Raw genomic sequence first — 13911 nt, 5'->3', positions numbered from 1 at the left:
GGGACTCCTCAGGGAGGGGGTACGGATCGGGATCAGCCGGTGCGGGGCATCGGGGGCGCCGGGTCACCCCCCTCCCCGTCGTCGAGGTCGTCGAGGTCGTCGAGGTCGCCGGGGTCGCCGGGGTCGCCGGGGTCGTCCTCGAAGTCCTCCAGCGGGAGCGCGGGAGCGGAGGCTGCGGGCCGCAGCGAGAGCAGCCGCTGCACGATCCGCAGGAAGAGCGCGGTGTTGCGGATCAGGTCGTCGGCGTCCCGCAGACTGGCGGCGCCCTGGATGCCGGCCTCGGCGGCGGCTCGCTTGCGGGCGCCCGCGGCGAAGTACACCGCCCACTCGGCGAGTTCCGGGGCGACCTCGGGCAGCACCTCCCAGGCACTGCGGATGGCCTTGCGGCGGCGGGGGTTCTTCTCCGGGCGGCCCCGCACGGCCAGTACGGCGGCCGAGGTGCGCAGCGCCGCCAGATGGGCGGCGGCGTAGCGCTCCAGGGGGTCCTCCAGGCCGCGGGCGCCCTCCAGGGTGCGCTGGGCCTGGGCGAGCAGGTCCAGGGCCGCGGGCGGGGCGGCGGCCCGGCGCAGCACGGGATGGACGTCGGAGGGCCTGCGGTGCGGGGTGCCGTAGCCGCCGAGCGGGCGGGCGGGCTGCTGGGGCAGCGCTCTCTGCTGTGCGGGGAAGATCCCCTCAGGGGTGCCGCCGTCCAGCCGGATGATGCGGGCGTCGCCGCCGGTGACCGTCATCTGCACCACCCCCTCAGTCCGCGGTCCTGGTGAGCGTCCAGCGGCCGGCCTCCGGGTCGAGGCTGAGGTCGTACACGCCCGCGGCGAACGTCCGGCCCGGGCTGGCCTCGACCCGCCAGACCTCACGCTCGGTACGGATGCAGCGGCCGAGTGCGGTCATGGGCGGGGCCTCGGCCACGGGCAGGCTGCGGCCCGCACCGCCGGGAGCGCCGGCCCGCCGGGCCTCCTCCCACCACGGCCCGCTCTCCTTCCAGTGGCCGAGCACCTCCCGTACCGCGTAGATCCGGTCGCGCCAGAGGAAGTGCGTGGGCCTGTCGCCGGTGCCCCGGACCTCGACCGGGTCTGCATGGCGCCTGGTCATCGTGCCTCCTAGCTGTTCCTCGTGCCGACGGTTCGGGCTGCCGACGCGACTCCGCTCGGGGCGGACGGTGCCGTACCCGGTCGCCAGGTCTCCCCCGTACCTCCCCGCGACCGGTGACCGGGCCGGCTGTCCTCGTCGGAGGACTACCCCGCCACCCCCTGTTCGAACCTTCGTTCGAACACTCTCAGGGTAACCCCCTGCGCGGACTCCGCGTCAACGCCATTCCCCTCCCTCGGCCTGCCCGCACGAGCCCTTACGGCCCGCACAACCCCATGGTGAACGGCACCACTGACAACGCCCTGGCCCCGTGGACCGCCACCGGCCCGCCCACCCGGCCGGCAGGCCCGCGACCTCACGGGAGCCGGACGCCGCCGAGCCACCGCGCAGGGGGCCGCCGCGGGCCCACGCCGGGCGCCCGCCGAGCCACGGTGCAGCAGGCCCGGCCGGGCGGCCGCGCCGACGCGGCGCCGGGGCGCCGGGGAGCCGGGGCGCCGGGGAGCGGGGGAGCCGGGGCGCCGGGGAGCGGGGGAGCGGGGGCCCGGGAGCGCCGCAGGCCAGGGCTCGCGGCGACGCCCAAGCGGCGATGGGGGCTCCCCCACCGACCGGCACCGACCCCGCCCCCCACTCAGCAGCCGACAGTGATCAACTCATCTGCCGTCAGCTGCAACTGACCACAGATCATGAACGTCTGAACATCACGGGAGCCGGTCGTCACCGAGGACGACCGGGCCCGCAGCGCAGCCGCCAGGGCAGCCCGGCCGCACAGACCGCCGGGGCCGCCCATGGCCGGCTGCCGCTCCGCCGGCCGGCCGCACGGGCAGCGGCGGCCCCGGCGTCCTCGATCACCTCGGCGCCCGTCCGGGCCCGACATCGACGAAGAGGTACTTCACTTGCACAAGCGAACGTCACGACGCCGACTGCCCGCTGTCATCGCGATCGGCGCGGCCACGGCAGGCTGCATCGCGCTCCTGCCGCCCGCCGCCTATGCGGGCGGACCCGGCGGCAGTGCGCCGGCCACCCGGCAGCAGGAGTTCGCCGCGGCCGCCGCGGAGTACCGGGTCCCGCTGGAGGTGCTGCTCGGCGTCTCCTACCAGGAGTCCCTGTGGGACGGGCACTCCGGCAGGCCCAGCACCGGCGCCGGGTACGGGCCGATGCACCTCACCGACGCCACGCCGGCCATGGCGGCCGGGGGCGGGACCGGCGCCGCGGGGCGGGGCGACCTCGCCTCACTGGTCCGGGACCCCGCACTGCACACCCTGCAGGCCGCCGCAGAGCTGACCGGGCTCTCCGCCGACGAACTGCGCAAGGACACCGGGGCGAACATCCGCGGCGGCGCTGCGCTGCTCGCCTCGTACGAGCGGAAGCTCCAGGGCGGCACGCCTGCGGACGCGAACCGGTGGTACGGGGCGGTCGCCCGCTACAGCCAGTCGTCCGAGCGGAAGGCCGCGGCGTCGTTCGCCGACCGGGTGTTCGCCGCGATCAGGGCGGGCGTGCAGCGGACCACCGACGACGGCCAGCAGGTCCGGCTGGGCGCCGACCCGGCCGTGCGCCCCGCCACCTCCGAGCTGGCCCCGCTCGATCTGGCGGCATCGGCCGCCACCGCGCCGACCGAGTGCCCGTCCACCCTGGTCTGCACCTTCGTCCCGGCCTCCGCGTCCAACGGCCAGGTGGCCAACCGGCCGGCCGACGGCATGCGGATCGACTCCATCGTCATCCATGACACGGAGTCCTCGTACGACTCCGCCGTCACCTCCTTCCAGCAGCCGGGGGGAGGCTCGGCGCACTATGTGATACGCGCGTCCGACGGCGCGGTCACCCAGATGGTGCCCACCAAGGACCTCTCCTTCCACGCGGGCAACTACTCCGACAACATGCACTCCATCGGCATCGAGCAGGAGGGCTTCGCCGCGCAGGGCGACGCCTGGTACTCGCCGACCGTGTACCAGAACATGGCCGACCTGGTGAAGTACCTCTCGGCCCGCTTCGGCATCCCCCTGGACCGCCAGCACATCATCGGCCACGACAATGTCGTGGGCCCGTCGTCCGCCCTGGTCTCGGGGATGCACTGGGACCCGGGACCGCAGTGGAACTGGGGCTACTTCATGCGGCTGCTCACCGGCCCGACCACGGTGGGCAGGCGCGGGGTCGGCCCGGTCGGCTCGGTCGTGACCATCACGCCCGGCTACCAGCAGAACCTCCAGACGGTCCAGGTGTGCCCGTCGGACGACCCCACGGGCGCGACCACCGTCTGCACCGAGCGGCAGCAGCCGTCCAACTTCCTGTATGTGCGGACCGCCCCGAGCGCGGACGCCCCGCTCTTCGGCGACCCGGCGATCCACTCCGACGGCGTGGGGACGGACCGGATCAACGACTGGGGCGGCACCGTCGTCGACGGCCAGCAGTTCGTGGTCGCCGACCGCTGCGGTGACTGGACGGCGATCTGGTTCAGCGGCGCCAAGGTGTGGTTCTACAACCCCGGCGGCCAGTACACCGCCCCGGCCACGGGAGTGAAGGTGGTCTCGGCCGCGGGTGCCGCCCCGGTCTCCGTCTGGGGCTCGACCTACCCGGACCGGGCCGAGTACCCGGCGGGTCTCTCCCCGTCGACGCAGGCTCCGCTGAGCTGGTACACCGTGCCCGCCGGCCAGGCCTATGTGGCTGCCGGGCCGGCGTTCGCCACCGATGACTTCTTCTCGTCCAGCGACACGGTGGTGACCGGCGGCAAGCAGATGTACACCATCCAGTACAACCACCGCCTGGCCCGGGTGTACGCCTCCGACGTCACCGCACTCGACGCCCCGGCGACCCACTGAGACAGCCGGCGACCCACTGGGACAGCGGGACTGACCGGTCATCGGACCGGCGCCGCCCCCGTCACCCGTTCCCACGGGCGGCGGGGGCGGCGCCGTACCGGACCTCACCCGGCGGCGGAGGCGGCCCGGCTAACAGCCGGCCGGCGAGGTCGGCCCCCACGACCGCGCCGTCCGCGTCGCGGGTGAAGAAGCCGCGCTGCCCCTGGAGGGCGCCGTCGGTGACGATGTACTCGTCCGCGTCGCCCGGCAGCAGGCCGATGGCGAACGGAGGGTAGTCCGACGGCAGTTCGGTGTCCGCGGCCGCCCGGATCTCCGGCTTGATCAGGACTTCGAGCGTCAGCCCTGCCCCGTCCGTGCCGATGGTGAAGGTCATGGCGTCGTTCTCGTAGCCGCCGACCACCTCACGGGCCCGCGCCTCGTCGTAGGGGAGCGGCTCCGGGTCCCGGTCGACCACCCCCAGGAAGGTCCGGAGCGCCCAGCGGACGACGGTCTGGTTGAAGGGGACACCCCCCGGGCCCGCGTTGGACATCACGACGACGGCGAAGTTGCGCTCGGGCACGATGAGGAGCTCGGCGAACTGACCGTTCGCCGACCCGCCGTGGCCGACGGTGCGGACACCGTCCACGTCGCGCAGGAACCAGCCGATGCCGATGGCGTCGCCGAGGGTGCTGGCCTGCAGCGCGACCGTCGGCTCCGTCATCCGGTGCAGCACCTCGGCGGGCAGCACCCGGTCGCCGCCCTCCGCGCGTCCGTCACCGAGGTGGAACCGGGCCCAGCGCAGCTGGTCCGCCACCGAGGACACGATGCCGCCGCCGGGGTTGTTGGCGCGGGTGTCCTTCCACTGCCGTACGGTGACCGGCGTCCCGTCCTCGTCGAGGTTGTGCCCGACGGCGAACCGGCGGGTCATCGCTTCGGCGGGCGCGAAGACGCTGTTCGACATCCCCAGCGGCTTCAGCAGGAGCGTGGCGACAGCCTGCTCGTAGGGCAGCCCGGTGACCTTCTCCAGGATCCGCCCGGCCAGGTTGTACCCCACCTGGCTGTAGGAGGCGCGGGCTCCGACCGGTGCGATCTGCTCCAGTCCGGCCATTCCCGCCACATAGCCGGCCAGGGCGTCGTCGCCCTCACCCGTGTCGAGGATCATCCGCCAGTCCAGCCCCGCGGTGTGGTTGAGCAGGTTCAGCACGGTGATCTGCGCCGCGGCCTGCTCGTCCGGGAGCGCGAACTCGGGGACGTAGCGGCGCACCGGTGCGTCCAGCTCGACCCGCCCCTCCGCGACCAGGCGCATCAGCGCGGTCGCGGTGCAGGTCTTGGTGACCGAGCCCAGCACATAGAGGGTGTCCTGGTCGACGGGCAGCGGGTGGTCGACGCTCGTCACGCCGTGGCATGCGAAGACCTCCCGGCCGTCCACCCAGAGCCCGACGGCCGCGCCGGGAATGCCGAACTCCGCGGCGGTCGCGGCGACGAACTCGGACAGCGTGTCCTGTGACATGGCGTTCCCCTCATCCCCTGTCCCCTGCGCGCCCCATGGAACCGGCCGCGCCTTCCGCAGCGACTTGCACTGCGTTCAAGTGGAACGTTAGGGCCGACTTGAACAGTGTGCAAGAACTTTCTCGAACAATGTTCAAGCCGCTGCCCGCCCCTCTATCCTGAGCACATGCCGCGCACCACGCTGACCAGCGAACAGATCGTCGACGCCGCCGTCGGACTGCTGGACGCCGAGGGACTGGAAGGCCTCAACATGCGCGCGCTGGGCAAGCAGCTGAACTCCGCGGCCACCGCGGTCTACTGGCACGTGGGCAGCAAGGACAACCTCATCACCCTCGCCGCCGACCGGGTGTGGAACGAGCTCGCGCTGCCCGACCTCGACACCCTCGACTGGCGGACGGCCGCCACCCGGCTGACCACCGACCTGCATGCGATGCTCGTCCGCCACCCCTGGCTGGTGCAGGCCTTCGGCTCCCTGCCGCTGTTCGGCCCCGGCAAGGCCCGCCACGACGACCACAGCCTCGCCATCTACGAGGCGGCCGGGTTCACCGGCGCGCAGGCCGACCAGGCAGCGGCCACCGTCTTCACCTTTGTGCTCGGCAACGCCCTCGGGACGGCCGCGACGGACGCGCTCACCAGGAGGCTCGGCCGCGGCGGCGGTGACGCCGAGGAGTCGATGCGCGAGAGCATGGCGAAGGCCCGCGAGATCGCCTCGCGGTTCCCACGGCTGCGGGCCCGTCTCGGGACAGCCGGGGCGGACTACGGGGCGGCCCCCGACAACAGCTTCCAGTTCGGCCTCCAGGCCATCCTGGACGGCCTGGAGGCCCGGCTCGCCGCCCCCCGCACCGCCGGGTCGTAACGACCCGGCCCGGCTCGGACACCGGGGCGCACAACGGCGGGCTGCACACCCGGCCGCCGCTCCCACCTGCCCGCCCAGGCCGCGGCCCCGCTCCCGACCGGTCCGGCGGAGAGGCCGGAATCACGTCGGAACCGGCCCGTGGAAGCACCGGCCATCACCCTCCCCCGGGCAGAACCGCCCCGTTCCGGGCCGTGGGACCACCCCGCCGGCCCCGCCCGGGCGACGACCCGAACTCGCCCTTCCCGCTGCGCCACTGGGCAACGTAAGCCATCCCACACTCCCGGACGGCATGAGCCCCGGAGCTACCGGCTAGTATTTGAACTGACCAGTCAGTTCAAAAACAGGGGATGACATGACCGACCCCGAGGGTGGCGCCGCAGTGACGGCCCGGTCCCTCTCCCTGCGCGGCCCCCGGGGCTGGGTCTACCGGGAGGTGGACCTCACAGCCGGGCCGGGCGCCCTGGTCGCTGTCGAGGGCCCCACAGGCTCCGGCCGCACCGCCCTGCTGCTCACCCTCGCCGGACGGATGCGCCCCACCGCCGGCAGCGCCACCGTGGCCGGACTGCACCTGCCCCGGCAGTCGGCGAAGGTACGCCGCATCGCGGCACTCGGCCCGGTGCCCGGCGTCAACCAGCTGGACCCGGCGCTCACCGTGGGCGAGCACATCCGGGAGCGCCGGCTGCTGCACGCCCCGGTGCGCTCGCTGCTGCTCCGCCGGGGCGACCAGGGGGCGGCGCAGGCCCTGGCCACAACCGGCTTCACCGCCGAGGGCCTGCCACGCGGCCTGCGGACCCCCGTAAGGGAACTGGACGCACTCGGGCTGCTGCGGCTCGCCACCGGGCTGGCGCTGACCGGCCGCCCCCGGCTGCTGTGTGTGGACGACATCGACGACCGACTGCACGCCGCCGACCGCGAGGCCGCCTGGCGGATGCTCCACGCGGTCGCCCGAAGCGGCGTCACCGTACTGGCCGCCACCACCGACGCCGCCGCAGCCGGCGGCCTTGCCGAGGTGACGCTGCGGCTGCCCGACGGCACCGGGCGGCAGCCGGACACCGGAACAGCCGGGACGACCGGGGCGACCGGGGCGACCGGGGCGACCGGGACAGCCCCTACAGCCGCCGCAGCCGCGACAACCGAGGGGGATGCCACCGATGCACGCGCTTAGCCTGGCCCGTCTGGAGCTGCGCAGGTTCGCCCGCGGCCGGCTCCCCCGCGCCGCCCTGGTCGCCCTGATGCTGCTTCCGCTGCTCTACGGCGCCCTCTACCTCTGGTCCTTCTGGGACCCCTACGGGCGGCTGGACAAGCTGCCCGTGGCGCTGGTCGTCCAGGACCGCGCCACCACCGTCCAGGGGGCCCGGATCGACGCCGGGCAGCAGCTGGCCGATGAACTGAGGAAGCGTCAGATATTCGACTGGCAGGAGACCTCCGCCCAGCAGGCCGCGGCAGGTGTCGCCTCGGGGAAGTACTACCTCTCCCTGACCGTTCCCCAGGACTTCAGCCGCAACATCGGTTCCAGCGACAGCGACCACCCGGAGCGCGCCGCCCTCCAGGTGCGCACCAACGACGCCAACAACTACATCGTCGGCCAGATCTCCCGCTCCGTCTTCACCGAGGTCCGCGCCGCCGCCTCCGCCAAGGCGTCCGACGGCTTCTACGACCGGATCTTCATCGGCTTCTCCGATCTGCACGACCGCACGGTCAAGGCCGCCGAGGGCGCCGACCGGGTGCACAGCGGCGCCGACCAGGCCCACCGGGGCGCCGGACAGCTCGCCGACGGCACCGACCAGGCCCACCAGGGCGCCGGACAGCTCGCCGACGGCAGCAAGGACGCCCGCAGCGGCGCCGACCGGCTCGCCGCCGGGCTGGCCAGGGCCAAGCAGGGCAGCAGCGCCCTGGCCGGCGGCCTCCTCGGGCTGGACCGAGGCGCGGGCCAGCTCGCCGACGGCAGCAAGGAGGCCGCCGCCGGCACCCAGCGCCTCGCCGACGCGGTCAACCCGCTGGCCAAGGACGTCTCGCCGCTGCTGCACCACTACCCCGCGGAGATCAGCACCTCGGCCCGGCTGATCGCCGACGCCGCCCAGGAGATCTCCGCCAACCTGGGAAAGCTCCCAGCCGCCACCGCCAAGGCACTTGCCGACGCCCGGTCCGCCGCGGCCCGGCTGGACTCCGTCCGCGCCACCCAGTGCCCCGGCGGATCCCCAGCCACCCCCGGGGACGCCACCCCCGGGAACGCCGTCGACTGCGCCGCCCTCGACCAGGCCGACCGGGCCGCCCACCAGGTGGTCGCGGCCGCCGAGCAACTGGACGGCGCCGTACAGCACATGACCCCGCGCCTCGACCAGCTGGCCGCCGACGCCACCCGGGTCGAACGGCTCGCCCGGCAGCTCTCCAGGCCCGGCCTGGCCCAGGACTTCGACCAGGCCGTGGCCGACGTGAACCGGCTCAACACGGGCGTGCACCGGCTCGCCACCGGAACCGCCGCACTGCGCCAGGGCACCGGCCAGGCCCTCACCGGAGCCCGGACCCTCGACTCCGGGCTGGGCGACCTCGCAGACGGCGCCAGGTCGCTCAGCGGCGGACTCTTCCAGCTCTCCACGGGCGCCCAGCGCCTGGACAGCGGCCTGGGCACCCTGGCCGACGGCGCCCAGCGGCTGGACAGCGGCCTCGGCACCCTCACGGACGGCTCCGGCACCCTGGCGAGCGGCCTGCACGACGGCGCCGGGCGGATCCCCGACTACGACCGGGCGCAGCGCGACGTCCGCGCCGCCGCCATGAGCGACCCCGTCCAGCTGGCCAGGGACGAACTCAACAAGGTCCCCAACTACGGCACCGGCTTCGCCCCCTACTTCATCCCGCTCGCCCTGTGGGTGGGCGCCATGGTCGCCTATATGCTGCTGCGCCCGCTCAGCCCCCGCGCGCTCTCCGCCAACGCCCCCTCCTGGCGGGTCGCGGTCTCCGGCTGGCTGCCCGCCGCCGGGATCGGGGTGCTCCAGGCCGGAGCGCTGCTGGCGGTGCTGCACTGGGGGGTGGGTCTGCAACTGGTGCGCGGCGCCGGGGTGGTGGGCTATGCACTGCTCGCCGTGGCCTGCTTCACCGCGGTCATGCAGTGGCTGAACGCCCGCTTCGGCCCGGCGGGGCGGCTGCTGGCCCTCGCCCTGCTGATGCTCCAGCTCACCTCGGCCGGGGGCACCTACCCGGTGGAGACCAGCCCGCGGTTCTTCGGCGCCCTGCACCCCCTGCTGCCGATGAGCTATGTGGTGCAGGGCCTGCGCCGGCTGATCAGCGGCGGCGACCTGGGACCGGTGTGGACGGGCTGCGCGGTGCTGGCCGGCTTCCTGGCCGCGGCCCTCGCCCTCACCACCCTGACCGCCCGCCGGCGGCAGGTCTGGTCGCTCTCCCGGCTCCACCCGGAGCTGGCCCTGTGACCACTGCGGCGATCCCGGGCGCGACCCGCGACAATACGGCCATGAGCAGCAGTACCAGCACCCGCCGCAGTGCCACCCGGCAGAAACTCTACGAGGCCGCGGTGACCCTCATCGCCGAGCAGGGCTTCTCCGCCACCACGGTGGAGGAGATCGCCGAACGGGCCGGGGTCGCCAAGGGCACCGTCTACTACAACTTCACCAGCAAGACGGAGCTGTTCGAGGGGCTGCTGCGGCACGGCGTGGGCCTGCTCACCGACTCGCTGCGGACCGCCGCCGCCGACCGGCCGCCGCTGGAGGGCCTGGACGCGATGATCCGGGCGGGGCTGGAGTTCATCGCCGCCTACCCGTCCTTCGCCCAGCTCTTCGTCGCGGAGACCTGGCGTACCAACCGGGCCTGGCACGACACCCTGCGGCTGCTGCGGGACGAGGCGGTCTCGGTGGTCGCCGGGGTGCTGGACGACGCCGTACGCCAGGGCGAGCTGGCCGAGGACCTGGACACCCGGCTGACCGCCTCGGCGCTCTTCGGCATGGTGCTGGTGGTCGCCCTGGACTGGCTGGCGTTCCAGCCGGAGCGGGACATCGCCGATGTGCACACCGCCCTGGTCCGGCTGCTGCGCGGGCGCATCCGTCCCTGAGCAGCGTGCAGGGGCGGCACCGCGCGGCCGGCGCGGGCCACCCTCCCGCCGCCGGCCACCCGGTACCGCCCCCGTACGGGTGCGTCGCCGCCGCAGGGTCCGCTCCGCCGCCCCGTGCCGGCGGTGCGGAACCCGTGGTCGGCTCCTGCGTGACGCCGCCACCGGCCGGGCCCCCGTGGAGCCCCGGCGTCCCCCGTGGCCTCCCTCCCGCCCGGCGGCGTCCGTCACGCTCCGGGTGCCGGTGCCCTTGGGCCCCGCCGTCCCGGTGCGACAACTCTCCCGTCCGCGACGGCCGTCGGATATCCGCTCGGGTACTCAAAGCGACGGCCGAGTACATCTGAGTACCGGTACTCAGATCTCCCGATCCGTCCCTGCCGCGGAACCGCGCCGCAGCCCGGGTGCGTCTCCTGCTCGCCTACGCTGTGCAGGCGGCACGGGCAGGCGATGCCACGACGGGGAGCAGGAGGCGGATGTGTCGGTCATCCCGATGATCTTCACCAGCGGATGGGCGAGCGGGGTCAACGCCTATGCGGTGGTGCTGCTGCTCGGGCTCTTCGGCCGCTTCGGCGGCGCCGACTCGGTGCCGCCCGCCCTGGAGCGCACCGATGTGCTGGTCGCCGCCGGGCTGCTCTTCCTCTGCGAGGCGGTGGCCGACAAGATCCCGCTGGTGGACACCGCCTGGGACGCCGTCCACACCGTGATCCGCCCGGTGGCCGGGGCCACCGTCGGCGCCCTGCTCGCCGGGCACGCCCATGGTTCGCTGGGCGCCATCGCGGCCGGAGCGGTGGGCGGCGGCAGCGCCCTGGTCAGCCATCTCACCAAGGCATCCCTGCGGATGGCGGTCAACACCTCCCCGGAGCCCTTCAGCAATATCGTCGTCAGCCTGCTGGAGGACCTCACCGTCGCCGGGGTCGTCACCCTGGCGGTCTTCCACCCGGTGGCCGCCGCCTCGATCGCCGGTGTGCTGATGCTGCTGGGTCTGCTGCTGGTCCTCTTCGCCGTCTCCCGGATCCGCCGCTTCGTACGGCGCCGCCGCGAGCGCCGCGCCCAGCGGGCCGGCACCGCCCACCCCGCCGCCCTCTGAGCGGCGCCGTTAGGATCCCGACCATGGCAAGGATCGTGGTCGTCGGTGCGGGCATCAGTGGGCTGGCGGTGGCAGCGCGGCTGGCCACGGTGGGACACCGGGTGCTGGTGTGCGAGGCCTCCGGGACGCACGGCGGCATGCTGGGCCGGTACCACCGGGACGGCTTCGTCTTCGACACCGGGCCGACCCTGCTCACCCTGCCGGCCGTCTACCGCGATCTGGCCCTGAAGACCGGCAAGGAGCGGCTGGAGGACCTGGTCGAACTGGTCCCGGTCGACCCCGAGAGCCGCCATCTGCTGCCGGACGGCAGCGAACTGGCCCTGCCCAACGCCTCCCGGGCCGGGGTGGTGCGCGCCCTGGACGGCGCCTTCGGCCCCGGCGCCGGCGAGCGGTGGGGCGCCGTGATGGACCGGGCCCGGCAGGTCTGGGAGGCCACCCGCCGCCCCCTGCTGGAGGAACCCCTCACCGACGGCACCGCCCCCCTGCACAGCGACCCCTACCCGGTCGCACCGCGCCGCGGCCTGGCCCGGCTGGCCGGCCGCGGCCCGCAGACCCTGGCCGAGGTCGCCCGCCGCGAACTGGCCGGGCAGCCGGGGCCCACCGCGCTGCTGTCCGAGTACGCGCTCCGCTTCGGCTTCGACCCGCGCACCGCCCCGGCGAGCCTCACCGTGGTGCCGTACATGGAGCAGACCTTCGGCGTCTGGTACGTCACCGGCGGGATGCGGGCGCTGGCCGATGCCGTGTATGCGCGCTGCGAGCAGCGGCGGGTGGAGTTCCTCTTCCACGCCGCGGTCTCCGAGGTGGTGGTGAAGGACGGCCGCGCGGCCGGGGTGGAACTCTCCGACGGCAGCCGGATCGAGGCCGACCTGGTGGTCTCCACGGCCGACGTACGGGCACTCCACGGGCAGCGCCTGGTCGAGTGGGACGGGGAGGACGAATGGCCTCCCCTGCCGCCGGCGCGGCCCGGGCGGCTCACGGTACTGCTGGCGCTGCGCGGCGCCCGTCCGGAGGGCACCGCCCACCGTACGGTGGTCCATGCGGCCGCCCCCGGGGACGAGCTGTCCGCGCTCTTCCCTCCCGGCGGAAGCGGCAGCCGGCTCTGCGAGCGGCCCACGGTGCAGGTGCTGCGACCGGACGACCCCTCACTGCGGCCGGACGACGGCCATGAGACCGTCACCCTGACGGTGACCGTGCCCCGCCACGGAGCCGTCGACTGGGACGCCCCCGGTCTCGCCGACGCCCATGCCGACCGGGCCGTCGCCCAGGCCGAAGCGGCCGTCCCCGGGCTGCGCGAGCGGCTGCTGTGGCGGCAGGTGCGTACGCCGGCCGACACCGAGCGGGAGACCTGCGCCCCCGGCGGCTCCGTCCCCGGGCCCGCGCTGGCCGGCGCCGGAGGCGCCTGGCTGGCCGCCGCCAACCGTTCACCGCTGCCGGGCCTCCATCTCGCCGGGGGCTCTGCCCATCCGGGTGGCGGGCTGCCCCGCGCCGGGATGTCGGCCGCCGTCACGGCCGCCCTGATCGGCACTCCCTGATCGGCATTCCCTTAACCACTGCTAACCACTGCACGACGGCCGCACCGCCCGGGCGGGCGCCCCACGGCGCACGAGGCCCGGCGGGGTCGCCGGTGCGGCGCACCGGCGTGAGTGAGGGGTGACCTGCCGCACGCTCAGGCGGAGGGCTGCCAGGTGTCCGGGTGCTGCTGGGCGGTGTAGTCGCCGTAGGCCTGGGGCTGCTGCTGGGACCAGTCGGTGTAGCCGGTCTGCTGCTGGGCCGGGTCCCAGCCCTGGGTGTACTGGGTCTGGTCGTAGCCGCCCTGGTAGGCCGCCGCATAGGGGTCCTGCTGCTGCTGGTAGGCGGCGGCGTCGTAGTAGCCCTGATACGCGGCGGCGGTGTACTGGGTCTGGTCGTAGCCGCCCTGGTAGGCCGCCGCATAGGGGTCCTGCTGCTGGTAGCCCCCGTAGGCGGCGGCGTCGTAGTAGCCCTGCTGGGTCGCGGTGGCGCCGGTGTAGACCCCGTAGCCGTCGGAGTCGTCCTCGTGCAGCGGCTGCATCTCGTAGACCTGCTGCGGGTCGGCGGCCATCGCCAGGTGCGGCTCCTCGGCCGGCTCGTCCGGGTAGGTCTCCTCATAGCCCTCGACCGGGCCGACCTCGCCGACGGGCTCGACATACGCCTCGTCCAGCTCGCTCTCGCCGCCCGCGCCGGCCAGCAGCGGGATGCGCTCCAGCGGGCCGGGGAGGGAGCCGTCGGGGCGCCTGAGCGACCAGCCGGCGTCATAGCCGCGCTTCACCGAGAGGGTGACAAAGGTCTGGCCGACCGCGAAGGCGGCCGCTCCCAGCCCGATGATCGCGACCGAACCCAGCTGCATCCCGGCGACCACGCCGAGGAACCCGGCCAGCGCCAGGGCCCGCCAGACCAGCGGCGCCTTGTTCTGCAGCAGCAGTTCGGCGACCAGCCAGAGCGCCACGACCACGAATGCGGCGTACAGCAGCATGTACCCGACGCCCACCCAAACCTCCAGTCGCCG

11 protein-coding genes are annotated in these 13911 nt (G+C 74.3%); 7 read left to right on the top strand and 4 right to left on the bottom strand.

Annotated features, from left to right (window positions below; genetic code table 11):
- Positions 1-32: 32 nt before the first annotated feature.
- Positions 33-644 carry an SAV_6107 family HEPN domain-containing protein gene (locus tag AB0761_RS28795; RefSeq protein WP_377274374.1) on the bottom strand — a complete coding sequence of 204 codons (612 nt, stop codon included), beginning with the start codon at positions 642-644 and terminating at the stop codon, positions 33-35.
- A gap of 97 nt (positions 645-741) precedes the next feature.
- Positions 742-1089 carry a DUF6504 family protein gene (locus tag AB0761_RS28790; protein WP_377272055.1) on the bottom strand — a complete coding sequence of 116 codons (348 nt, stop codon included), beginning with the start codon at positions 1087-1089 and terminating at the stop codon, positions 742-744.
- Between the two features lie 890 nt (positions 1090-1979).
- Between AB0761_RS28790 and AB0761_RS28785 the strand changes: the two genes are divergently transcribed.
- On the top strand, positions 1980-3899 hold the full coding sequence (locus AB0761_RS28785) for an N-acetylmuramoyl-L-alanine amidase (protein ID WP_377272054.1): 1920 nt from the start codon (positions 1980-1982) through the stop codon (positions 3897-3899).
- Between the two features lie 61 nt (positions 3900-3960).
- Here AB0761_RS28785 and AB0761_RS28780 read toward each other — a convergent pair whose 3' ends face one another.
- Complete coding sequence (locus tag AB0761_RS28780) at positions 3961-5388, bottom strand: serine hydrolase domain-containing protein (RefSeq protein ID WP_377272053.1); 1428 nt, start codon at positions 5386-5388, stop codon at positions 3961-3963.
- A 165-nt stretch (positions 5389-5553) separates the two neighbouring features.
- Between AB0761_RS28780 and AB0761_RS28775 the strand changes: the two genes are divergently transcribed.
- The 6 genes from AB0761_RS28775 (at position 5554) to AB0761_RS28750 (ending at position 12919) form a co-directional block, all read left to right on the top strand.
- Positions 5554-6243, top strand: a complete 690-nt coding sequence (locus AB0761_RS28775) for a TetR/AcrR family transcriptional regulator (protein WP_377272052.1) — start codon at positions 5554-5556, stop codon at positions 6241-6243.
- A 352-nt stretch (positions 6244-6595) separates the two neighbouring features.
- Positions 6596-7408 (top strand): ATP-binding cassette domain-containing protein, encoded by an 813-nt coding sequence (locus AB0761_RS28770; protein WP_377272051.1) that lies wholly within the window; start codon positions 6596-6598, stop codon positions 7406-7408.
- The gene (locus tag AB0761_RS28765; protein ID WP_377272050.1) at positions 7395-9668 is read left to right on the top strand and encodes a YhgE/Pip family protein; all 2274 of its coding nucleotides are present in this window, start codon (positions 7395-7397) and stop codon (positions 9666-9668) included. Before AB0761_RS28770 ends, AB0761_RS28765 begins: the two co-directional genes overlap by 14 nt.
- Positions 9669-9709: 41 nt before the next feature.
- Entirely contained in the window at positions 9710-10303 is a 594-nt protein-coding gene (locus tag AB0761_RS28760) for a TetR/AcrR family transcriptional regulator (RefSeq protein ID WP_377272049.1), read from the top strand.
- 472 nt (positions 10304-10775) lie between these two features.
- A complete protein-coding gene (locus AB0761_RS28755) occupies positions 10776-11387 on the top strand; it encodes a DUF4126 domain-containing protein (RefSeq protein WP_377272048.1) in 612 nt (203 codons plus the stop codon).
- Positions 11388-11410: 23 nt separating this feature from the next.
- Positions 11411-12919 (top strand): phytoene desaturase family protein, encoded by a 1509-nt coding sequence (locus tag AB0761_RS28750; protein ID WP_377272047.1) that lies wholly within the window; start codon positions 11411-11413, stop codon positions 12917-12919.
- A 134-nt stretch (positions 12920-13053) separates the two neighbouring features.
- Here the strand turns inward: AB0761_RS28750 and AB0761_RS28745 are convergent, their stop codons facing one another.
- Positions 13054-13893 carry a hypothetical protein gene (locus AB0761_RS28745; protein ID WP_377272046.1) on the bottom strand — a complete coding sequence of 280 codons (840 nt, stop codon included), beginning with the start codon at positions 13891-13893 and terminating at the stop codon, positions 13054-13056.
- Positions 13894-13911 lie beyond the last annotated feature (18 nt).

The sequence above is a fragment of the Peterkaempfera podocarpi genome (assembly GCF_042466665.1).
Taxonomy (GTDB): Bacteria; Actinomycetota; Actinomycetes; order Streptomycetales; family Streptomycetaceae; genus Peterkaempfera; species Peterkaempfera podocarpi.
The sequence above is the reverse complement of the archived record's forward strand: the minus strand, read 5'-3'. Positions and strand labels throughout refer to the sequence as shown.